At 63.0% G+C, this 20,493-nt stretch carries 22 protein-coding genes; 6 read left to right on the forward strand and 16 right to left on the reverse strand.

Features of this window, described 5'->3' with window-relative positions; all coding sequences use genetic code 11:
- Window positions 1–12: 12 nt before the first annotated feature.
- The 11 genes from TZ53_RS18320 to TZ53_RS18370 form a co-directional block, all read right to left on the reverse strand.
- Window positions 13–768, reverse strand: coding sequence for an SDR family NAD(P)-dependent oxidoreductase (locus tag TZ53_RS18320; protein WP_044662245.1), 756 nt, complete (start codon window positions 766–768; stop codon window positions 13–15).
- Window positions 765–1,604, reverse strand: a complete 840-nt coding sequence (locus tag TZ53_RS18325) for an alpha/beta fold hydrolase (protein WP_235600741.1) — start codon at window positions 1,602–1,604, stop codon at window positions 765–767. Before TZ53_RS18325 ends, TZ53_RS18320 begins: the two co-directional genes overlap by 4 nt.
- 14 nt (window positions 1,605–1,618) lie before the next feature.
- A complete protein-coding gene (locus tag TZ53_RS18330; protein WP_235600742.1) occupies window positions 1,619–2,173 on the reverse strand; it encodes a VOC family protein in 555 nt (184 codons plus the stop codon).
- A 20-nt stretch (window positions 2,174–2,193) separates the two neighbouring features.
- Window positions 2,194–2,583, reverse strand: a complete 390-nt coding sequence (locus tag TZ53_RS18335; RefSeq protein WP_044662248.1) for a MaoC family dehydratase — start codon at window positions 2,581–2,583, stop codon at window positions 2,194–2,196.
- Window positions 2,580–3,038, reverse strand: a complete 459-nt coding sequence (locus TZ53_RS18340) for a hypothetical protein (RefSeq protein ID WP_044662249.1) — start codon at window positions 3,036–3,038, stop codon at window positions 2,580–2,582. Before TZ53_RS18340 ends, TZ53_RS18335 begins: the two co-directional genes overlap by 4 nt.
- Window positions 3,039–3,047: 9 nt before the next feature.
- Window positions 3,048–4,211 carry an acyl-CoA dehydrogenase family protein gene (locus TZ53_RS18345; RefSeq protein ID WP_044662250.1) on the reverse strand — a complete coding sequence of 388 codons (1,164 nt, stop codon included), beginning with the start codon at window positions 4,209–4,211 and terminating at the stop codon, window positions 3,048–3,050.
- Window positions 4,212–4,273: 62 nt separating this feature from the next.
- On the reverse strand, window positions 4,274–4,828 hold the full coding sequence (locus tag TZ53_RS18350) for an NADPH-dependent FMN reductase (protein WP_044662251.1): 555 nt from the start codon (window positions 4,826–4,828) through the stop codon (window positions 4,274–4,276).
- 1 nt (window position 4,829) lies between these two features.
- On the reverse strand, window positions 4,830–5,606 hold the full coding sequence (locus TZ53_RS18355) for an SDR family oxidoreductase (RefSeq protein ID WP_044662252.1): 777 nt from the start codon (window positions 5,604–5,606) through the stop codon (window positions 4,830–4,832).
- Window positions 5,603–6,343 carry an alpha/beta fold hydrolase gene (locus TZ53_RS18360; protein WP_076605697.1) on the reverse strand — a complete coding sequence of 247 codons (741 nt, stop codon included), beginning with the start codon at window positions 6,341–6,343 and terminating at the stop codon, window positions 5,603–5,605. Before TZ53_RS18360 ends, TZ53_RS18355 begins: the two co-directional genes overlap by 4 nt.
- Window positions 6,344–6,348: 5 nt before the next feature.
- The gene (locus TZ53_RS18365) at window positions 6,349–7,305 is read right to left on the reverse strand and encodes a VOC family protein (protein ID WP_044662254.1); all 957 of its coding nucleotides are present in this window, start codon (window positions 7,303–7,305) and stop codon (window positions 6,349–6,351) included.
- A gap of 52 nt (window positions 7,306–7,357) precedes the next feature.
- Entirely contained in the window at window positions 7,358–8,209 is an 852-nt protein-coding gene (locus TZ53_RS18370) for a fumarylacetoacetate hydrolase family protein (protein ID WP_044662255.1), read from the reverse strand.
- Between the two features lie 128 nt (window positions 8,210–8,337).
- On the opposite strand from TZ53_RS18370, the gene TZ53_RS18375 reads away from it, so the two are divergent.
- Window positions 8,338–9,048, forward strand: a complete 711-nt coding sequence (locus tag TZ53_RS18375) for a GntR family transcriptional regulator (RefSeq protein WP_235600743.1) — start codon at window positions 8,338–8,340, stop codon at window positions 9,046–9,048.
- A gap of 7 nt (window positions 9,049–9,055) precedes the next feature.
- On the opposite strand, the gene TZ53_RS18380 is transcribed toward TZ53_RS18375, so the two are convergent.
- Together TZ53_RS18380 and TZ53_RS18385 are read right to left on the reverse strand one after the other, a co-directional pair.
- Entirely contained in the window at window positions 9,056–9,838 is a 783-nt protein-coding gene (locus TZ53_RS18380; RefSeq protein ID WP_044662257.1) for an SDR family NAD(P)-dependent oxidoreductase, read from the reverse strand.
- A gap of 41 nt (window positions 9,839–9,879) precedes the next feature.
- Window positions 9,880–11,448 (reverse strand): class I adenylate-forming enzyme family protein, encoded by a 1,569-nt coding sequence (locus TZ53_RS18385; protein ID WP_235600744.1) that lies wholly within the window; start codon window positions 11,446–11,448, stop codon window positions 9,880–9,882.
- A 254-nt stretch (window positions 11,449–11,702) separates the two neighbouring features.
- Between TZ53_RS18385 and TZ53_RS18390 the strand changes: the two genes are divergently transcribed.
- The 5 genes from TZ53_RS18390 to TZ53_RS18410 are packed head-to-tail and all read left to right on the forward strand — an operon-like array spanning window position 11,703 to window position 17,987.
- The gene (locus TZ53_RS18390) at window positions 11,703–12,905 is read left to right on the forward strand and encodes an acetyl-CoA C-acetyltransferase (protein WP_044662259.1); all 1,203 of its coding nucleotides are present in this window, start codon (window positions 11,703–11,705) and stop codon (window positions 12,903–12,905) included.
- A gap of 33 nt (window positions 12,906–12,938) precedes the next feature.
- Window positions 12,939–15,107 carry a 3-hydroxyacyl-CoA dehydrogenase NAD-binding domain-containing protein gene (locus TZ53_RS18395; protein WP_044662260.1) on the forward strand — a complete coding sequence of 723 codons (2,169 nt, stop codon included), beginning with the start codon at window positions 12,939–12,941 and terminating at the stop codon, window positions 15,105–15,107.
- Window positions 15,104–16,261: an acyl-CoA dehydrogenase family protein gene (locus TZ53_RS18400; protein ID WP_044662261.1), complete on the forward strand. Its 1,158-nt coding sequence runs from the start codon at window positions 15,104–15,106 to the stop codon at window positions 16,259–16,261. The genes TZ53_RS18395 and TZ53_RS18400 overlap by 4 nt, the downstream gene beginning before the upstream one ends.
- A gap of 23 nt (window positions 16,262–16,284) precedes the next feature.
- Window positions 16,285–17,163 carry a MaoC/PaaZ C-terminal domain-containing protein gene (locus tag TZ53_RS18405; RefSeq protein WP_044662262.1) on the forward strand — a complete coding sequence of 293 codons (879 nt, stop codon included), beginning with the start codon at window positions 16,285–16,287 and terminating at the stop codon, window positions 17,161–17,163.
- On the forward strand, window positions 17,160–17,987 hold the full coding sequence (locus TZ53_RS18410; RefSeq protein WP_044662263.1) for an SDR family NAD(P)-dependent oxidoreductase: 828 nt from the start codon (window positions 17,160–17,162) through the stop codon (window positions 17,985–17,987). Before TZ53_RS18405 ends, TZ53_RS18410 begins: the two co-directional genes overlap by 4 nt.
- 35 nt (window positions 17,988–18,022) lie before the next feature.
- Here the strand turns inward: TZ53_RS18410 and TZ53_RS18415 are convergent, their stop codons facing one another.
- Genes TZ53_RS18415 through TZ53_RS18425 form a run of 3 tightly spaced genes read right to left on the reverse strand, consistent with a single transcriptional unit; the run spans window position 18,023 to window position 20,347 of the window.
- Window positions 18,023–18,529: a nuclear transport factor 2 family protein gene (locus TZ53_RS18415; RefSeq protein WP_044662264.1), complete on the reverse strand. Its 507-nt coding sequence runs from the start codon at window positions 18,527–18,529 to the stop codon at window positions 18,023–18,025.
- Window positions 18,530–18,572: 43 nt separating this feature from the next.
- On the reverse strand, window positions 18,573–19,349 hold the full coding sequence (locus TZ53_RS18420) for an SDR family oxidoreductase (RefSeq protein ID WP_044662265.1): 777 nt from the start codon (window positions 19,347–19,349) through the stop codon (window positions 18,573–18,575).
- Window positions 19,346–20,347, reverse strand: a complete 1,002-nt coding sequence (locus TZ53_RS18425; RefSeq protein ID WP_044662266.1) for a quinone oxidoreductase family protein — start codon at window positions 20,345–20,347, stop codon at window positions 19,346–19,348. The genes TZ53_RS18420 and TZ53_RS18425 overlap by 4 nt, the downstream gene beginning before the upstream one ends.
- Window positions 20,348–20,493: the final 146 nt, after the last annotated feature.

A 20,493-nucleotide genomic window follows, 5' to 3' on the forward strand; every position in this document is an offset into this window, starting at 1 on the left:
CGGCCGTTGGCTTCAGAGACTGAAGCCGCCATCGACGATCAGGGTCTGGCCAGTCATATATTGCGCCTTGGCCGAAGCCAGGAAGGCTACGGCCTCGGCAATATCCTCGCCGCTGCCGAAGCGTTGCAGGGCAATGCGTTTGCGCTGCGTTTCCCAGATTTCCGGCGAATAGAGCGATGTGAGGAACTCTGCGCCAAGCCCGGCGTCGATGATTCCCGGAGCGACCATGTTCGCCCTGATGCCGTAACGGCCTTCCTCCTTGGCGATGGCGCGGCCCAGCGCTTCCATTCCCGCCTTGGGCACGGAGGAGAGGGCGTCGCCGGGGGGGAAGCAGTAATTCGCGACCGAAACGACGGTGACGAAATTGCCGAAGCCCTGAGCGCGGAAATATGGCAGGGTGGCGGACACGATACGGGTGAAGCCGACCAGTTCGATCTCTATGACTTCACGCCATTGCTCCTCGCTGATCTGGCTGACGAAGGGCTGGGCGATGTCGACCCCGCTGGCGAAGACCATCGTGCCGATGGCGCCGAATTGCTCGACCGTCTCGCGGATGCCGGTCTCTATCGAGGCGCGATCGGAAAGATCGCAGGCAACGGACAGCGTCTCGCATGAGCTGTTTGGCAGGGACGCCGCAACCGCCGACGCCTTTTCCCGGCTGGACCGATAGCCGATGGCGAGTTGATCCCATTCGGTCGAAAGGCGTCGGCAGATCGTGCTGCCAAGGCCGCCTGTCCCGCCGACGACGAAAGCCGCGCCCTTCGTCATAGCGGCAGATGAAGTGCGAGGTGGTGGAGCAGGCGATCGGCAAAGGCGTCATTGCGGTCGCCGGTGAACATATGGCCGACGCCGTGGGCGATCTCAACCTCAAGTTGCGGGGCGAGCGCCCGAAATTGCCGGACGCTTTCGTCCGAGACGATCTCGCTCAGCTCTGCTTTCACAAGCACGAGAGGCGATTGCGCGCGGCGCGCTGCGGCGATGAGCGCTTCCCCTTCCGACGGGGGATGCAGAAATTCCGGCGCCGTCGTGCGGGGATCCCAGTGCCAGAACAGCCGCCCATCCGCTTTGCGCATCGATTTGGCGAGACCGGAAACGTCAGGCAGGCGGGGCTGGCCCAGATGGGTGTGAAGGGCGTCGGCCGCTTCCTCCAGCGATGCGAAACCGGAGTCGCTGGCGCGGAAAAAGCCACGAATGTCATCAACGCCGTCATCCACCATATAGGGCGCGACGTCGGCGAGCATGATAAGGCGCACCAGATCGGCATGGCGCGACCCACCGACCAGCGCGGATTGGCCTCCGCGCGAGGCCCCCACCAGCGCGATCGGCCTGTCGAAGGCCTGGATGATGGACTCGACATCGCGACCATAGGCTTCCAGCAGATAGTCGCCGTCGGCGGCCCATCCGCTGTCGCCATGGCCGCGCAGATCGAAGGTCAGGCCGTAATAGCCGGCCCGCGCCACCCGCCTGGCAGACCCGGCCCAGGAACGGCGGCTCTGGCCGCCGCCATGGAAGAAGCAGACGGGCGGCGCGGCAGGGTCGCCATAGGCGTCCGCAACCATCTCCAGCCCGTCACCCGGCACGCTTATCCGCGTGGGAACAGTCATACCGGGCGCCTGCATTACTCGGCGGCGACCGGCGGGACGATTTCCGCGAATGACGGATGCTCACCGGGGCCCTTATAGGCGAATTTGCCGGGTGCATGGTGCCACTTGCCGTCGTTGCGGCTCTCATAGGGCGAGGCGACCTCGATCAGGCAGCCATGGGTGCTCTTATGGCCAACCCAGCTCCATTTCTGCCATGTCATGTCCGGATCGTTGAAGGTCTGACCGCCGCCGGGCAGGTGCAGCCCCTCCGCCTTCAGCTTTTCCATCGCGCCCGGCACATCGTCGGTCGCGTAGCAGAGGTGATGGACATGCTCGCCCACCTTTTCGAGGCGATCGCCCATGGGGGTGCCCGGGGCCGGCTGAATGAACTGGATTTCCGTGCCGCCATTGTTGACGAAGGTCGCCCACTTCATGCCGGCGTCGTCGCCGCTGGAAAATTCGTCATATTTGACGAGGCGTTCTTCCAGCGACGCAGGATCTAGCACGCGCAGGATTTTGGTCCAATCCTCGATCGCCTTGTCCAGATCGCGCACGACCATGCACACATGGGCAAAAGGTCCGCTAGGCATTGCTATTCTCCTCTGATCTTTTAGATTTCCACCGTCGCCGTGCCGGAATTGACCGTGCCGCGGCCATCGACATCCAGCGAGAATTCGCAGGTCACGGCATTGCCTTCGATCGCAGCGATCCTGCCCGTCACCACCGCCCGGTCGCCGCCATAGACATTGTCCAGAAAGCGCGAATCCATCGCTTTGATCCGTCCGCCCGGGAAGGCGCGCATCAGCATGTTCATCATATAGGCGACGTTGATTGGGCCCTGGTTGATGACCCGGTCGCCCAACCCCTTGGCCTTCACCACCTCGACATCGAGATGGATGGGATTGGGATCGGCGAGGAACCCCGCCCACTGCTTCATGGCTTGCGGGCTAACGCTCTCGATCGTGAAGGGCGGCAGCGTGTCTCCGACGGCATGGCTCATGCGGCGAACTCCTTGCGGGGCAATACCCACACATTATCGGTTTCCAGCACCCGCGTTCCATCGAGCAGGTGCAGGCGGAGGCGATAGGTCAGCACGTCCATGACGCCCAGCTTACGACTGCGCTTGCGGACCAGGCTGAGTATCTCCCCCGTTACCTTGTAGCTTTCGCCCACCTTCAGCGGCGCATCGAACCGTACGCCGCTGCTGCCCATCATCGGGCCATCCTCGACATCGAATTCACACGCTTCGCAGACGCCCGCCACCGTCTTGCCCATCGCGACCTGGGTGGCGATATAATAATAGATGGGATGAGCGCTACCGTCAGTGGCTGGTTCGACGCCGGTCGACCGGCACAGGGCGGCATTCTCTTCCGCCGTGATGGTGAAGACCTTGTCGCCATCGAGCGATGTGCCGGCGGCGTCGGGGGCAGGGGGAAGATCGTCAAGATCGCTCATGGTCGGTCCTTAGAAAGAACGCGGCAGGCCGAGGCTCTCGGCAATCGTGTTGCGCACCATTTCGTTGCTGATCGGCGTCATCCGCAGGATCCGATGGTCGCGCCAGTAACGCTGCATGTCGGTTTCCGCCGAATAGCCCATGCCGCCCAATATCTGGATGCCAAGGTCCGCGGCCTTCACGGCATTCTCCGTGGCGACCATCTTGAGCATATTGGCCTCGGTACCGCACGGCATGCCGTTGCTCTGCATCCAGGCGACGTTGTAAAGCAACAGCTCGGTCAGCTTCTGCCATGTCGCGATGTCTGCGACATAATGCTGCAAAATCTGGAAGCGGCCGATAATGCCGCCGAACGCCTTGCGCTGCAGCATATATTCCAGCGCGTCTTCCAGCACCCCGTCGATCGCGCCCAGACATTGCGCGCCGACCATGATCCGCTCATTATTGAGTGTGGGCAACATCGCATACCAGGCCTGTCCAGGCTCACCCAGTACGTCCTCGTCGGGAACGAAGACGTCCTCATAATGAACCTCGCACGATCCCATGGCGCGCATGCCGAGCTTGGGCAGGAGGGAAGCGGTGATGCCGGGCGATTTGGCGTCGACGAAGAACATGGTGAGGCCATGATGCTTCTTTTCCGCGTTCTTATCAGTTCGAGCGAGTACGAGCAGCCTGTCGGCGGCCTTTGCCCCGGTGGTCCACATCTTGGCGCCGTTCAGCTTCCAGCCGCCGTCGACCTTTTCGGCATGGGTCTTCATCGCGCCCAGGACGTCGGTGCCCCCGTCGGGTTCGGTCATCGACAGCGAGACGCGCAGCTTGCCCTGCGCCATGGGGCGCAGCCAGCGATTCTTCTGCTCCTCCGTGCCGACCGCACCGATCGTCTTCGCGCCGCCGAAGGAGGTGAGGCCCCAGACCCACAGCAGGCCGCCGGCCGTTCGCGCGAATTCACGGGCGAAGATCATCTGAATCATGACGTCGCCGCCCAGCCCGTCATATTCCTCGGGAATGCCTATCCCGAAAAATCCCTGCTCAGCGATCTTGTCCCACAGCGCATAGGGATAATTTTCTTCGTCGGCTTCCAGCGCGCGCATCCAGTCCTTGGGCGCTTCCGCATCGACCCAGCGGCGGACAATGTCCCTGAACGCCCGCTGTTCCTCGGTGAGTGAAAAATCCATCGTCATTCCCGTTAGTGGCACTGCGACTAAGCGCCCGGCAGATGCATTGCGAACCTATCCAACTATAGGGCAGGCCGTCGGCAGAAACTGAACAATTGGTCCACCATCATCCCCAACTGGTCGGGGATAGGCGCGTTGTCGATCGGATCGCCTTCGCCGCCTATGGTGTTGATGGCGATGCCCAGCGGTGTCGGCCAGCCCCGCAGCGCGTGGGTAATCACCCGCAGTTGCTGGAGCGTGGCGACCGCGGCCTGCCAGCCGGCCGCCGTCGCCACGCAGCCCACGGGAAGACCGTCGAAATAGCAACGCTCGTCGCGGCTCATATCCTCGACATAATCGAGCGCATTCTTCACAAAGCCGGAGATCGCGCCATGATAACCAGGTGATCCGATGATCACGGCATCCGCCGACCGCAGGATGTCGACATAGCGTCGTGCCGCATCCGGACGATCCGGATTGTCGGGCGCGTAAGACGGGAAGTCGATATCCGCCCCGGCAAGCAGCGTCGTGCGTGCGCCGCGTTCCTCTGCAATGGCAAGCGCCTTGCGAAGCGCCCGCTCGGTGGAGGAATAGGCGCGCATTGTGCCGCCAATGGCGACGAAATGAAGTTGGGTCATATCAGATCGACAATCCTCCCTCGACAGGGATGACCGATCCGGTGACATAGGCGCCCGCGCGCGAGGCGAGATAGATGGCTGCGCCTGCCAGATCCTCCGGCGTACCGACGCGGCCGCGGGGCACCATCGATTCCACCATCGTGCGCATCTCGTCGGAGGTGATGACGGTCATCTCGGATTCGAAGAAACCGGGCGCTATGACGTTGACGGTGATGTTGTCGCGGCCCAGCCGCTTGGCGAGGCCTTTCGCCATCCAGTGGATGGCGCTTTTCGAGGCTTGATAGGCATAATTTTCCTTGGGCCCGACCTTGAGCGCGCCGACCGAACCGATGTTGATGATCGACGCGGGGCGCTCCGCCGTGCCGCCCGCGCGGAGCAGGGGCAGAAATTTCCGAAGCGTGAAGAAAGGGGCCTTCAGGTTCAGGTCGATGACCGGATCCCATTCGTCCTCGCCATAATCGTCGATGGGCGCGTCGGCCATGGTTCCGGCATTGTTCACTAGGACATGCACGGCCTGTTCCCGGGTGGACACCGCCGCGACCAGAGTTTCGATCCCCGCGAGCGTCGACAGATCGGCGACCAGGCCGGTGCAGCGACCGCCGGTCGTGGCGGAAATCTCCGCCGCGGCCGCCGTCACCTTGGCCTGCGTGCGGGCACAGATATAGACGGTGGCGCCCGCCGCGGTCAGACCGGTCGCGATATGGCGGCCGATGCCGGTCGACCCGCCGGTGACGACGGCGACGCGGTCCTGTACCGAGAACAGCTCAGCCGCATTCATGCCGGAGTTCCCGCGCCGGAAATCTTCAGAATAAGGTCGGTCGTTCCCTCCGGATCGCCCACCAGCAGGGCGTGATCGCCCGGATGGTCATGGATGGTCCAGCCCAGTTCGCGCGCCCGGTCGTGCATCGCCGTCATCACCGTGACGGCCGCCGCGATATAGTCGACGGGCCGGTCGATCACTTCGGCGCCCACGGGGATGACGCAGGCGGTCGCCTTCATCGGCTGGTCCGACAAATTGTCGAGCAGCCATTTCTCCCGCGCCGGGTCCATGAGATGGGGGTGCTCCTTGGCCGCCGCGCGCTGCATTTCATGCACGCCCGACCCCACCGGGCCTTCGCCCGCTTCGAGCATCGCATCCAGCGCAGCGAGTTGGTCTTCGTGGACATAGCCCATGAGGGACGCGATCCGTTCCCCCGACCGGGGCACGATGGCGTCGAGATAGATGATGGATGCGATGCGGTCGCCCACCTCTGCGATCACGCCAGGCGCGACCGTGCCCGCATAGCTGTGCGCGACCAGCACAACGTCGCGCAGATCCTCATATTTGAAGACATTCACGATGTCGCGCACATGAGTCGCATTGCCCACGTCGCGGCCGATCAGATGTTCGCGCTCGCCAAAGCCTGTGAAGGTCGGAGTGTAGACCTTGTGGCCCCCGGCCTCCAGAATTTCGCGGACATATTTCCAGGTCCAGCCGCCCATGCCGCCGCCATGGAGAAGTAGGAATGTGGTCATGACGATCAGGCCTCCGCCGGTTCTGTGTTCTGGATGAATTCGGGGAACGGATCGGGTCCCCACAGGAACATGCTGTCCTCCGGTGCATGGTTGGCGGCCGGCCAGTCGACATCATGCGGAATGAAGTCGATATCGGCCGAATATTCGCTGAAACTGCCCCAGGGATCACGCACATAATAGAAATAATTGGCGCCCAGCACATGCTGGCCCACGCCCCAGTTGGGGCCATAGCCCGCCCGGGCCATGGTCGCGCCGCCCAGACCCACTTCCATTACCGATCCGACATCCCAGCTATTGTGATGCATGCCCCGTCGATCGGAAAGGACGAGGGCAAGCAGATGATGATCGCTGCCATGGGCGCCGTGCAGGAAGGCGACGGCCGGTTCGCTCTTGTCGGACAGGCGCAGGCCGAGCGTCTTTTCATAGAAGTCGATCGCGGCATTCACGTCGGTCGTGAAGATCGCGAAATGCGAAAGGCGGCGCGGATGAACCTTGGGCGCTTTGCTGTTAGGGATCGCGCCGGATTGGCCCGGCGCCGCGCTGACGAAGGTGAAATGGCTCTTTTCCGATGGCGTCGCCTTGTCTGCGACACGGACGTTGATCGGCAGGCCATCGAAGCCTGCGAACCAGATGCCGTCGGCTTCCGCGCCTTCGGGGGCTTCGATCCGGGTGACGCCGCAGCCGTCGAGATGGGCGGCAAAGGCATCCGCTTCGTCCGGATAGATGCCGAAGCTCAGATAGCGCAGCCGCTTGGCGTCGCCGCCCTGGCTCAGCACGGCCCAGCGATGCGGATTGCCGACCGCATATAATTCCAGCGTGTCATCCCGCTCGCGGACGTCGAGCCCGAAGAGCGTGTAGAATGTCCGCGCGGCTTCCAGATCGGGCACTTCGACCGCGAAATGATCGATGGAATGGACGCCCAAACTATTGGCGCGGCGTCCCGACGGGCTGTTCTGGTTCATCCTTCCCTCCTTGGCTGGCCGGGCGCCGACAGAACGGCGCCCGGCCTTTCGATCATGCTGCCTTGATGGGGTTCACCAACAGGCCGATCTTCTCGATTTCCACTTCGCACACATCGCCATCCTTCATGAACAGCGGAGGCTTGCGGGCAAGGCCGATGCCCGACGGGGTTCCCATGACCAGGACGTCGCCCGCTTCCAGCGTGAAGCAGGTGGAGAGGAGGGCGACCGTGTCGACGACATCGAACACCATGTCGGAGGTGTTCGCGCTCTGCACCACCTGGCCGTTGAGGCGGGTTTCGATCTTGAGGCCGGCACCGCCCGCAGGCAGTTCGTCGGCCGTTACCAGCCAGGGGCCGAAGGCGCCAGTATCGTCGAAATTCTTGCCGACCGTCCACTGCGGCGTCTTGAGCTGATAGTCGCGGATCGAACCGTCGTTGAACACCGAATAGGCGACGATATGCGACAGCGCGTCGTCCTCGCTGATATTCTTGCCGCCCTTGCCGACGACCGCGACCATTTCCGCCTCATAATCGAGTTGATCGGAACAGGTCGGTTTGATGATCGGTGCGCCATGGCCGATGAGGCTCGAATTGAAACGGCCGAATATCGTCGGGAATTCGGGCACGGTGAATCCGCCTTCAGCCGCGTGATCCTTGTAGTTGAGACCCAGGCAGAGGATCTTGGGCGCCTTGACGAGGGGCGGGAGGAAAGTGAGGTCTTCAACCTGCACTTCCTCGCCCTCTGCGCTGACTTTCGCGCCGGCATCCGTCAGGGCGCTGCCGCCGCTGGCGATCAGCGCATCCAGATCATAGAGGGCAGCATCGCCGAACAGCGCCTTGACGCCCGCGCCCGTGTCTACTGCCAGACCGACTGCGCCGTTCTTCGTTACCTTGGCCAACCGCATATGCAAACCTCCTGAGAATCTGTCCAACCCGCTGAACCGACGGCATGGAATTGAATGAAATATATTTCAAGCTATAAAATACATCTTGTTGAATTGCCATGGGTGGCGGAGCTGATATAGTTGTTCCGATGACCAAGAAGCTGAGCCTGACCGAACGCGCCTACCGGCAATTGCGCGACGATCTCCTGACCTGTCGGCTGGTGCCCGGCGCCAAAATCAACATCAAGGATATCACGGAAACGCAGGGCTTCAGTCTCGGGGCGGTGCGCGAAGCCCTGTCGCGGCTCACGTCCGAGGGCTTTGTGACGCAGGACGACGCGCGGGGATTTCGGGTGACGCCGATATCGATCGGCGATCTGACCGATCTGGTCAGGGTCCGCAGCGATATTGAAGGGCAATGCCTCCGGCGCGCCATCGAGAAGGGAGGCCTGGACTGGGAAGCCTCGATCGTTAGCGCAGCCCATAGGTTGAGCAAGACTCCGACCCGCGACCCGCGGGAGGCGGCCCGTCTGAACGAGGATTATGCGGACGCCCATGCGGCCTTCCACCACGCCCTGGTCGCAGCGTGCGACAGTCCATGGCTGCTCAAGATGCGCGACTGGCTCTATGCCCAGTCGGAACGCTATCGCTATCTCACCGTGCCCTTGGCCCATGGCGACCGGAATCTGGTTCACGAACATGCGCAGATCGTCGACGCCGCGTTGGCACGGGATGCCGACCGCGCCGAGGCGCTGCTGACGGACCATTTGATGGCGACGGCGCGGCTGCTGATCGACCCGCAAAATGCGGGGGGCGGAACCGACGCCGAATGGGCGGCTGGCGCGGATCGGACCTTTTGATCTCATGTCAGCTCTGCCGGTTCTGACCGGTGCCACCGCCGCTGGCGGGCATCAGCATGTTGCTCATGCCGCCATCGACCAGCAGGTCGACACCGCTGATGTGGCCGGCATGAGGGCTGATCAGAAACAGGATCGCCTGTGCGACATCCTCGGCCACGCCGAGTTTGCGCAGGGGAATATTGGCTTCCCGCTGGTCGCGTCGCGACTGGTCCTTATATCCTGCAGCGGTCATCGGCGTGTAGGTGGGGCCGGGCGACACCGTATTGCATCGGATACCGTCCGGACCCCATTCGATACTGAGCTGGCGTATCATCATCAGCAAGGCGGCCTTGCTGGAGGAATAAAAGCCAAGCCCGGGCGTAGGCTGGGTGGCCGACATGGACGCGGTCGCGACGAAGGCGCCCTTGCTCTCCCTGAGGTGAGGATGGGCCGCCTTGCCCAGCAGCCAGGACGAGCGGGTGTTGATGGCGAAGATGCGATCGAAATCGCTGATCGGCAGTTCGACCAGCGCGCCGCCCATGATGATGCCGGCATTACTGATGACGGCGTCGATGCCGTGCATGTGGGCGAGCGCCGCCGCGACAATCCGGTCGCCGCAATCGGGTTCGGCCAGATCGACCACGCAGGCCGCGGCGGCGGGGCCGACCGCATCGGCCACCACCTGCAGATTGGCGGCATCGCGATCCGCGAGCAGCATTTGATGTTCGCCCGGAATCATCGACCCGGCCGCCAGAAGTTCGGCGCAGGCCCTGCCGATGCCGCTTGCGGCACCCGTGATGATCACCCGCATGTCACTCTCCCTACACTTTCATGGCGTCGATGCGCCGTGTTTCAGTCCTTCAGGCCCAGTTCGTCCATCAACGCGCCGCGCAGCTTGAACTTCTGGATTTTCGATGCTGACATCGGCCATTCGTCGATGAAACGGATATGGCGCGGAACCTTGAAGGAAGCGAGGCGCTGCCTGGTATAGGCGATGAGTTCCTCCGCCTCGACCTCCACATCGCCTTCGCGTTCGATGTAGGCGGCGGGGATTTCCGCCAGCCGCTCGTCCGGAAGCCCGACCACCTGCGCCAGGCGGACCGCCGGATGGGTCGCCAATACGGCCTCGACCTCGGCCGCGGCGACGTTCTCTCCTCCCACCTTCAGCATGTCCTTGAACCGGCCATGGAACATGACATGGCCCTGTTCGTCGATCGAGCCGATGTCGGCGCTATGATACCAGCCGTCGGCATCCAGCGCCTGCGCCGTCTTCTCAGGATCCTTGTAATAGCCGTCGAACAGATTGTAGCCGCGAATGAGAATTTCGCCGCGTTCGTCCACGCCCTTTTCCGCACCGGTTTCGGGGTCGACGATCTTCATCTCTATGCCGGCCAGGGGGAAGCCGAGCTTCTTGAAGCCCATTTCCGGGTCCATCGCATAGCCGCCGGTCGTGACGATGCCGGTCGCCTCGGTCATGCCCATGGTGCCCACCTGGAGCATGTTCGGGGCCTTCTCCCGATAGGCCTGGCCTACGCGATCCGGCATGAAGGCGAAGCAGCTATTTTGCAGGCGCACCGACGACATGTCGGTCTTGGCCCAGTCGGGATGGGTGATCATGGCCTGATGGAAAGTGACGAAGGGCAGGAACATCATCGTTACCCGTTCATCCTCGATCTGCCGCAGACTCTCTCCGGCATCGAAATGCGGCTGGCCGATGAAGGTGCCGCCCACGTCGATCGCGCCCAGCATGCAGAGCATCGCGGCGATATGGAATAAAGGCAGCGGCGACCAAGCGCGCTCGTCGGGCTGGAACGACCAGCGATAGCGGGCGAGATTCGATGCCTCCCGGGTGACGGCCTCGTGGCTGAGCAGGCACCCTTTGGGATTGGCCGACGTCCCTGACGTATAGAGGATCATCGCGGTGTCGCGGACCCTGACGGTCAGACGGGATGCGTGAATCTCCGCTTCCTCCACCTGCTGCACCGCCGCGTCGAAGGTCGCCTGATCGACGAAACCGGGGACAGAACGGCCGCCCAGCATCACGATCCGCTTGAGCAGAGGCGCGCCCGCAAGCGTGAGTGAGGAGGAGTCGGCGGCATCGGGCAGGTCGGGGAAAGCCTCCTCCAGCCGTCGACCGAAATCGATATGCTCACTGACCATATCATTGGTGATGATCGCTGTCAGATCGGCATTTTGCGCGACGTAGGCCATTTCGGGCGCCTTGTACCGCGCGTTCATCAGCACTGACACGGCCCCGCACATCGCATTGGCGAACAGGGTTTCGACAAATTCGATGCTGGACGGCAACAGGATGCCGACATGGTCGCCGCGCCGGATGCCCAGCGCCTTCAGGCCGCGCGCGCGCTTCAGGACGCTCTGTACGACATCGTCATATGTCTTGCGTTCTCCCGGGAATACCAATGCTTCCTTGTCGGATGCCTTGTCCCACCCTTTGAGAAGCAGATCGCCCAGAGTGGTTGCAGAAATACGGAATGGGGCGCAATCTTCGCCTGGTGTGACCACGGATGTCCGCTCCTAAAATGCCGGTCAGCTATCGATGATGATCAGATTGCAGCCATCGCCTCTGTCTGCGCCTTTCGTTGGATAGGTGCAGCCTTGCCTTCCGGGTCCAAGAGCAAGGGCAGAGATTTTGTATCACTGGTCGGGAATTCACGATGGAAGCCTATGTCTACGATCATGTCCGGACGCCGCGCGGGAAGGGCCGCCCCGATGGCGCGCTGCACGAGATCACCTCTGTCGAAATGGCGACGCAGCTTTTGAAGGCGCTCCAGAGCCGCAATGATCTCGACACTGGACTGCTCGACGATGTGATCATCGGCATGGCCCAGCCCGTCGGTGAACAGGGCGGCGTGCTGGCGCGCGCGGCGGTGTTGCAGGCCGGCTATGCCCAGACGGTCGCGGGCCAGCAGATCCATCGCTTCTGCGCCACCGGGCTGGACGCTGTCAGCCTGATCGCGGCGCAGGTCCATTCGGGCATGATCCAGGCCGGCATCGGCGGTGGCGTCGAGTCGATGAGCCGCACGGTAATGGGTTATGACTCGGGCGCCTGGACGTCCGATCCGTCGGTCGCCTTCAGCAATTATTACGCGCCGCAGGGCATCGGCGCCGACCTCATCGCGACGCTGGACGGCTACACGCGCGAGGATGTCGACAATTTCGCCGTCGAGAGCCAGCGCAAGGCCGCCCATGCCTGGGAAAACGGCTATTTCAAAAAGGCGATCGTGCCGATCAAGGATGTGCTGGGCGACGTGGTGCTAGATCATGATGAGCATATGCGACCCGACACCACGCTGGAAAGCCTCGCCAAGCTCAAGCCCGCCTTCGAAGGGTTCGGCAAGGCCGGGTTCGAAGCGGTCGCGAAGGCCAAATATCCAGAAATCGAAGAGCTGAACTATGTCCATCATGGCGGCAATAGCTCCGGTATCGTCGACGGCGCCGGCCTGGTTCTTGTCGGGTCGAAGGAATTTGGGGAAAAGGCCGGCCTCAAGCCGCGCGGTCGTATCCGGTCCTATGCCAATATCGGGTCTGAGCCGACGATCATGCTGACGGCGCCGGCGGCGGTGTCGCGCAAGGCGCTCAAGGCGGCCGGCATGACCGAGAAGGACATTGATCTCTGGGAACTGAACGAAGCCTTCGCCAGCGTGGTGATGCGCTTCCAGCGGGAGCTGAACGTTCCCGACGACAAGATCAACGTCAATGGCGGGGCGATCGCGATGGGTCATCCGCTTGGCGCGACCGGCGCGATGATCCTGGGCACCGTGCTGGACGAACTGGAGCGGCGCAACGCGGAAACCGGCCTCATCACCTTGTGCGCGGCCAACGGCCTGGGCACGGCTGCCATCATCGAGCGCGTTTGAACGCGCATACCGAACTATAGAGCGGGACATCCCATGAAGACTATGCGACTGGAAAAGGCCGAGGACGGCTTTGCGATCCTGACCCTCGATGCCGAAGGCTCGATGAACGTCGTCAACGATGCTTTCATCGCTGACATGGAAGCGGCGGCGAAGCAGATTGCCGCGGACGAAAGCATCAAGGGCGTCATCCTGACGTCCGCCAAGAAGACGTTCATGGCCGGTGCGGACCTCAAGCAGCTCGTGAATGGGTTCGGCACGCTGACGCCGCAGGAAGCCTATGCCTTTTCGAAGCGCGCCACCGACATGCACCGCGCCATCGAACAATCGGGCAAGCCTTGGGTGGCGGCGATCAACGGCCTGGCGCTGGGCGGCGGTTTCGAGCTGGCGCTGGCCTGCCACCGGCGCATCCTGGTGGATGATGCCAAGGCGCAGGTGGGTTTGCCCGAAGTCAATGTCGGTCTGCTGCCCGGATCGGGCGGCACGGTGCGGTTGGGCATTATCGCGGGCATGAAGATCGCGCTCGACCTGCTGCTGTCGGGCCGCTCGGTGGGGCCGCAGGAAGCGCTCAAGCTCAAGATCGTGGACGAGGTCGTCCCGGCGGACAAGCTGATCGACGCGGCGAAGGCGTGGCTTGCGACCGGGCCTGATCCGGTCAAGCCCTGGGACGTCAAGGGTTGGACGCCGCCGCAGAAGAAGGGCCTGACCGTTCCTGAGGATTCGGCCGCCTACATGATGTATACGGGCGGTCTCGCCAAGGTGGGTTATAATCAACCCGCGCCGGCCGCGATCCTGAACTCGGTGTTCCACGGCTTGCAGTTGCCCTTCGACAAGGCGCTCGCGGTCGAGGGTAAATATTTCGCCAGGCTGCTGACCGATCCGGTTGCGCGCAACATCATCCGTACCACCTTCATTTCGAAGCAGGCGGCCGAAAAAGGCGCGCGTCGTCCCGAAGGCTTCCCGAAGTTCGAAGCGAAGAAAGTGGGCGTGCTGGGCGCGGGCATGATGGGCGCGGGCATCGCGTTCGTCTCCGCCAATGCAAATATCGACGTCGTGCTGATCGACCGCGACACAGCGACCGCGCAGAAGGGCAAGGACTATTCGGCCAAGGTGCTGGGCAAGCTGGTCGAAAAGGGCAAGCTGACGCAGGACAAGGCGGACGCCGTCCTCGCCCGCATCACCCCGACCGACGACTTCGCGCTGCTCGATGGCTGCGACATGGTGGTCGAAGCGGTGTTCGAGGATACGGCGATCAAGGCCGAAACCACGAAGAAGGCCGAAGCGGTGCTGCCGGCACAAGCCATTTTCGCGTCCAACACCTCGACCCTGCCGATCTCGCAGCTCGCGCAGGCATCGCGGAGCCCGGATCAGTTCATCGGCCTGCACTTCTTCTCGCCGGTCGACCGTATGGGCCTGGTCGAGGTGATCATGGGCAAGCAGACCAGCAAGGCAACGCTGGCCAAGAGCCTCGACTTCATCGCGCAGCTGCGCAAGACGCCGATCGTCGTCAACGACAGCCGTGGCTTCTACACCAGCCGCGTGTTCCAGATGCTGATCCACGAAGGCGCGGCGATGCTGGCGGAGGGCGTTCCCCCGGCGGTGATCGAAAACGCCGCCAAGGCTGTCGGCATGCCGGTCGGGCCGCTGGCGCTGCTGGACGAGCTGACGCTCGACCTGCCGCTCAAGATCGTCGACCAGGCGATCGCGGAGGAAGGCGACAAATATACGCCGCCTGCCGGCACTGCCGTCATGCGTCGGATGAAGGACGAGATCGGCCGATCCAGCCGCAAGGCGGGCGGCGCCTTCTACGACTATCCCGAAGGCGGCAAGAAGCATCTGTGGAAGGGCCTGACCGATCATTTCCCGGTCAAGCAGGGCTGGGATGTCGAAGAACTGAAGAAGCGCTATCTCTACGCGCAGGCGATGGAAACCGCCCGTTGTTTGGAGGAAAATGTGCTGGAAACCCCGCAGGACGCCGACCTGGGCGCGATCTACGGCTGGGGTTTCCCGGCATGGACCGGCGGGACGATCAGCTACATTGACACGATCGGCATTAAGAAGTTCGTTGAGGAATCCGATCGGCTCGCGCAGCTTTATGGCCCGCGCTTCCTGCCGTCCGCATGGCTGCGCGACAAGGCGGCAAAGGGTGAGGATTTCTACACGCCTGCGAGCGAAACCACGGTCAAGGAGCCCATGCCGGCATGAAGCGCCTGATCTTCGAGCCGGAACATGAGCAGTTCCGCGATTCCGTCGTCAAATTCATGACGACGGAAGTCGGTGCCCATTCCCAACGCTTTCGCGAACAGGGCATGGTCGACCGTGAACTGTTTCTTAAGGCGGGCGAACAGGGCCTGCTCTGCACCTGGGCGGACGAGAAATATGGCGGGGCGGGGATCGACGATTTCCGCTTCGAGCAGATCATCATCGAAGAGAATATGCGCCACGGTGACATAGGCTTCTACATCAATCTGCATAATGATCTGGTCGCGCCCTATATCGCCAAGCTGGGAACCGACGAGCAGAAGGATCGGTGGATGCCCGGCATCGTCAGCGGCGAAAAGATCCTGGCCGTTGCGATGACCGAACCCTCGACCGGCAGCGACCTGGCAGGCATGCGCACCAGCGCGGTGGACAAGGGCGACCATTGGCTGCTGAACGGCGCCAAGACCTATATTTCCAATGGCATTCTGGGCGATCTGGTGGTTGTTGCGGCGCGGACCGACCCCAATAGCCGCCACGGCCTGGGCCTTATGGTCATCGAACGCGGCATGGAAGGGTTCGAACGCGGGCGCAAGCTGGCGAAGATGGGGCTCAAGGCGCAGGACACGGCCGAGCTCTTCTTCAACGACGTCAAGGTGCCCAAAGAGAATGTGCTGGGGGACCCTGCCCAGGGCTTCAAATATCTCGCACGCTTCCTGGCGCAGGAGCGGCTGGTCGCGGCCATCGGCTTCATGGCGACGGCGCAGACCGCCTTCGACATCACGCTCGACTATGTGAAGGAACGCCGGGCCTTCGGAAAGCCGATCGGCGCGTTCCAGAATACGCGGTTCAAGATGGCTTCGATGCGGGCCGAACTTGACGCGCTTCAGACCTATGTCGACCAGTGCGTGATGCTGCTCAACGCGGGCGAGCTGACCGCCGAGGACGCGTCGGCGGCCAAGCTTCTGACCAGCGAGCTGGAAGGCAGGGTGATGGACGAATGCGTCCAGCTTCATGGCGGCGCGGGCTATATGGAAGAATATCGCATCAGCCGCATGTATACTGACGCCCGCATCAGCCGCATCTTCGCCGGAACGTCGGAAATCATGCGCGAAATCATCGGTCGCGGACTGGGCCTGGACGAGCGCAAGCTGTCCTGACCGCAAAACCGGGGATGAGTCGAATGCTTGACGTCGAACGATTGCGCGGCTTCCGGGTGCCGGAAGCACAGGATGCCTGCGATCCGCGATCCGCTATTCTCTACGCGCTGGGTGTCGGCGCCGGGCTGGGCGCGATCGATGAACGGCATCTGGTCTTCGAACGCGATCAGGCCGTGTTGCCGACCATGGCGCTGGTTCTGGGAACACCCGGCTTCTGGCCGATGGCGCCGGAACTGGGCTGGGACTGGCCGCGCATCCTGCATGGCGAGCAGACGCTGAAACTGTTCCGGCCGCTCGAACTGGGCCAACTGGTCAACGGCCGGATCGAGATTGTCGGTCTCGCCGACAAGGGGGTAGGCAAGCCTGCCCTCGTGCGGGCAAAACGCGTGATCACCACGCCGACGGACCGGCCGATCGCTGAGATGGAGGAAGTGTGGGTCTTGCGAGGAGCGGGCGGTTTTGGTGGGCCGCGTGATCTTGACGGGCCGGCGCCGGTCGTCATGCCGGATGCGCCCGCGGACGCCTGCCTTGACCTTCCGACGGCCTCCAATCAGGCGATGCTCTATCGTCTGACCGGCGATCGCAACCCCCTGCATATCGATCAGGGCACGGCGCAGGCGGCGGGTTTCGATCGGCCGATACTGCATGGCCTCGCCACCATGGGTCTGGTCGGTCGCGCGTTGATCCATCTGTGCTGCGGTGGCGATCCCGTTTTGTTGACCGACATGCGGCTACGTTTTACCGCGCCGGTCTGGCCGGGCGAAACAGTTCGGGCGGAAATCTGGCGCAGGGGCGACACCGTATCGTTTCGGGCTAGCGTGCCTGACAGGAATAGCATCGTCATCGATGGCGGCGAGGCCCGCGTCGGTGGTTTCAAGAAAGAACGGGACATATTGAAGTGAATATATTGGATGGCAAGGTCGCACTGGTGTCCGGCTCCGGACGGGGCATCGGGAAGGCTATCGCGCTGAAACTGGCAAGCGCCGGCGCCCATGTCGTGGTGAACGACCTGGACGAGGATGTGGCAAAGGCGACGGCGAGTGAAATCGAAAGCCTTGGCGTCCATGCCGTGGTGTGCGTGGGCGACGTGACGGATGCCGATTTCGGCGACAAATTCGTGGGAGCGGCGGTCGCGCATTTCGGCACGATCGACATCATCGTGAACAATGCGGGCTATGCTTGGGATTCGGTGCTTCAAAAGACGAGCGACGAGCAGTGGATGGCCATGCTCGACGTTCATCTCAATGCCCCTTTCCGCATTTTGCGCGCCGCGCAACCGGTGATCGCCGCCGCGGCGAAGAAGGAGACCGCCGAACATGGTCGGGCCACACGCCGGACAGTCATCAATATATCGTCCGTGGCGGGTCTCGGCGGCAATGCCGGTCAGTCGGGCTATGCGGCGGGCAAGGCGGGGATCGTCGGTCTCACCAAGACGGTGATGAAGGAATGGGGGCGATATAATGTCACCGTCAATGCCGTGGCTTTCGGGGCCATCATGACGCGCATGACCGCGGGCGAGGCGGGCAGCTCGACCATCAGCGTCAAGGGCCGGGACATCAAGGCCGGCGTTAGCGACGAAATATTGGAAGCCATGGAAAAGGGCATTCCGCTGGGCCGTGCCGGCACGCCGGAAGAAGCCGCCGGCGCCGTCTACCTGCTCTGCCTGCCCGAAGCCGATTATATCACCGGCGAGGTGATCGTCGCGGGCGGGGGCTGGAAACTCTGACGATATGATGGGCGGGCCTTGGCGCCCGCCCTCGATCAGGCGGGCCAGCCAGGCGTGCGGCCCTGCATGGCCTGAAAGATAGGACGCATGGGATCGGGTACGGATCCGGCGCCGATGCCAGTGCCGAAATTGATCCCCCGCCGTTCATATATCCGCCATCCCTCGGCCGTGCGCCGCAGCCTGTCCTCATAGCCGCCCACGGCCAGAAGGTCCGTCGGGCGCAGCGGATCGGCACCGGGGATATCGAACCACTGCCAGGCCATGACGCGGCTGGCTGCGCGGGCTTCGTCGCCGTTCACCTCTATCACCACATTGGTGATGTTGTGCGAACAGCCCATTAGAGCGCCCTGATAACCCATGCACTGGGCATGGATGGCCTCCCGCCCCACGGAACGCGCGCCGCCAAAGTCGATCGATCCATCTTCCGTGAACACTTCCTCCGCAATGCGGTGAAACTGCATCGAATCTACCAGATGGGCGTAACGATAGAGGCATTCCTCGATCGCGAGGCGGTCCGCCAGCATGGCGAGGTCGATCATCATGGCGAATACCTTTCTTTACCGGCCGCGAGGGTAGGGGCTTATCTCAGCCGCAGCCAACGACCCCGCCGTCAACCGGGATCTGTGCGCCGGTGACATAAGCGCCCGCGCGCGAACACAGGAAAATGACGATGCCTGCAATATCGTCCGACGAACCCAGACGTTGGAGCGGAATATGTGCCAGCAGGGCAGGATCGACCTGATCCTCATCCCGCATATGCGCCGTCATCTTGGTTGGGAAGAAGCCGGGAATGACCGCATTGACGGTGATGTTACGCGCCGCCAAATCGCCGGCCAGATCGCGTGTCATCATATGGACCGCGGCCTTGCTCGCGGCATAGCTGTACGCGCTGAGCCGCTCTGTCTTCATGCCTGCGACCGAACCGATGTTGATCACTCGCGCCGGATCGCCGGGCGTTCCGGACGCGCCGAGTTCGGGCAGCAGTTCCCGGACCATGGTGAACGGCGTCTGGACATTCACGGCCATCACGCCCGGCCAGGCCTTGTCGGGGAAGCTGTCGATCGGCCCGCCCCAGGTCTTACCCGCATTGTTGACCAATATATGGCATTCGCCGACCGCTTCGCGATAACGGGCGACGAGGTCGACCGCCGCCTCGGGCGTCGACAGGTCGGCGGGGAGGGGGATGCACGACCCCAGCGTGGCCATCTCCCGGGCGGCCTCTTCGCAGATGTCGGCCTTGCGGGATGTGATCGCGACTGTAGCGCCAGCCCGCAGCAGACCTTCGGCGATCATGCGGCCCAGACCTTGCGCGCCGCCGGTGACCAGCGCCTTCTTGCCGGCCAGGCTGAACAGATCGCTCACATCGTCACCACGACTTTGCCGAACTTGTGCTGGTCGCGCAGATGCAGAAGCGCCTCTTTGGCCCGGGCAAGCGGATAGGTCGCCTCGATGACCGGCTTGATTGCATGTTGCTCGGCAAAGGCGAGCATTTCCTTGAAGTCCTGCGCATCGCCGACCTGGCTGCCGACGATGCTGGCGCTCTTGAGGAAGATGTCGGTGGCGTTGAACTTGATCTCGTTGCCGGCGGTAGACCCGTAGATGACGATCCGCGCGCCCGGATTGACGGCGCGAACATAATTGGCGAAGCTGGGCGAGGGCGCCCCGTCCAGCACCACGTCGATGCCGCCGGTGAGTTTGCCGACCTGCTTGCGCCAGTCGGGGTCGGTGTAGAGCAGGCCGCCCTTGGCCCCCATTGCCACGGCACGATCGATCACGCCCTGGTTTTCGCCGGTGACATAGACATTGGCGCCCTTGGCCACGGCAAAGGCCAGGCCGAACGTGGCCACGCCGCCGCCTATGCCGCTGATGAGCAGCGTTTCTCCCGCTTCCAGCCGTCCCTTGAACATAAGCGCGCGCCAGGAGGTCAGCGCCGTCAGCGGCATGGCCCCGGCTTCCTCGAAACTCATGAAGGCCGGCTTGGGCGCCAGATTGTCGACCGGCACGCAGATATATTCGGCGATCGTGCCGGCGAAGGGCATGCCGAGCAGGCCGAAATCGGCGGCCGGCGCGTGGCGGTTCGGCCCCCAGTTGCGTGCAGGATACAGCACGACCTCATCGCCCTCGCGGACGCCGGTCACGCCCTCGCCGATCATGTCGACGACGCCCGCACCATCGCAGCCCAGCGTGATCGGCACGGTCATGCCGGGATATTGCCCGTGGGTGATGAACAGTTCGCGATGGTTTATGGATGCGGCCCGCAGCGCGACACGCACCTCTCCCGGACCGGGCACTGGCGTGTCGACTTCCGCCACCACGACGGATTCAGGGCCGTCGATCCGTTCGAGATAAAGGGCCTTCATGGTCAACCTTTCCTAAAATCCTGCTCGCGCCGCGGTCTGTATGGCAACGCTGGCTGCATAACGACCTTGGCTTCCTGGGTGGAAAGCTGGACATTTTTCCATCTCATTGGGAACCTATCTGCCGATAGGAAAAAGGGATTGCGTTA

Origin of the sequence: Sphingobium sp. YBL2 (assembly GCF_000943805.1) — a bacterium.
GTDB classification, from domain to species: Bacteria; Pseudomonadota; Alphaproteobacteria; order Sphingomonadales; family Sphingomonadaceae; genus Sphingobium; species Sphingobium fuliginis.

Excerpts from the sequence above, each read along its gene's own strand:
- TZ53_RS18335 (WP_044662248.1), bottom strand. The coding sequence starts at position 2,583 with ATGAGCCATGCCGTCGGAGACACGCTGCCGCCCTTCACGATCGAGAGC.
- TZ53_RS18395 (WP_044662260.1), top strand. The coding sequence starts at position 12,939 with ATGAAGACTATGCGACTGGAAAAGGCCGAGGACGGCTTTGCGATCCTG.
- TZ53_RS18340 (WP_044662249.1), bottom strand. The coding sequence starts at position 3,038 with ATGAGCGATCTTGACGATCTTCCCCCTGCCCCCGACGCCGCCGGCACA.
- TZ53_RS18350 (WP_044662251.1), bottom strand. The coding sequence starts at position 4,828 with ATGACCCAACTTCATTTCGTCGCCATTGGCGGCACAATGCGCGCCTAT.
- TZ53_RS18370 (WP_044662255.1), bottom strand. The coding sequence starts at position 8,209 with ATGCGGTTGGCCAAGGTAACGAAGAACGGCGCAGTCGGTCTGGCAGTA.
- TZ53_RS18375 (WP_235600743.1), top strand. The coding sequence starts at position 8,338 with ATGACCAAGAAGCTGAGCCTGACCGAACGCGCCTACCGGCAATTGCGC.
- TZ53_RS18380 (WP_044662257.1), bottom strand. The coding sequence starts at position 9,838 with ATGCGGGTGATCATCACGGGTGCCGCAAGCGGCATCGGCAGGGCCTGC.
- TZ53_RS18330 (WP_235600742.1), bottom strand. The coding sequence starts at position 2,173 with ATGCCTAGCGGACCTTTTGCCCATGTGTGCATGGTCGTGCGCGATCTG.
- TZ53_RS18425 (WP_044662266.1), bottom strand. The coding sequence starts at position 20,347 with ATGAAGGCCCTTTATCTCGAACGGATCGACGGCCCTGAATCCGTCGTG.
- TZ53_RS18405 (WP_044662262.1), top strand. The coding sequence starts at position 16,285 with ATGCTTGACGTCGAACGATTGCGCGGCTTCCGGGTGCCGGAAGCACAG.
- TZ53_RS18325 (WP_235600741.1), bottom strand. The coding sequence starts at position 1,604 with ATGACTGTTCCCACGCGGATAAGCGTGCCGGGTGACGGGCTGGAGATG.
- TZ53_RS18365 (WP_044662254.1), bottom strand. The coding sequence starts at position 7,305 with ATGAACCAGAACAGCCCGTCGGGACGCCGCGCCAATAGTTTGGGCGTC.
- TZ53_RS18355 (WP_044662252.1), bottom strand. The coding sequence starts at position 5,606 with ATGAATGCGGCTGAGCTGTTCTCGGTACAGGACCGCGTCGCCGTCGTC.
- TZ53_RS18345 (WP_044662250.1), bottom strand. The coding sequence starts at position 4,211 with ATGGATTTTTCACTCACCGAGGAACAGCGGGCGTTCAGGGACATTGTC.
- TZ53_RS18415 (WP_044662264.1), bottom strand. The coding sequence starts at position 18,529 with ATGATGATCGACCTCGCCATGCTGGCGGACCGCCTCGCGATCGAGGAA.
- TZ53_RS18390 (WP_044662259.1), top strand. The coding sequence starts at position 11,703 with ATGGAAGCCTATGTCTACGATCATGTCCGGACGCCGCGCGGGAAGGGC.
- TZ53_RS18360 (WP_076605697.1), bottom strand. The coding sequence starts at position 6,343 with ATGACCACATTCCTACTTCTCCATGGCGGCGGCATGGGCGGCTGGACC.
- TZ53_RS18320 (WP_044662245.1), bottom strand. The coding sequence starts at position 768 with ATGACGAAGGGCGCGGCTTTCGTCGTCGGCGGGACAGGCGGCCTTGGC.
- TZ53_RS18400 (WP_044662261.1), top strand. The coding sequence starts at position 15,104 with ATGAAGCGCCTGATCTTCGAGCCGGAACATGAGCAGTTCCGCGATTCC.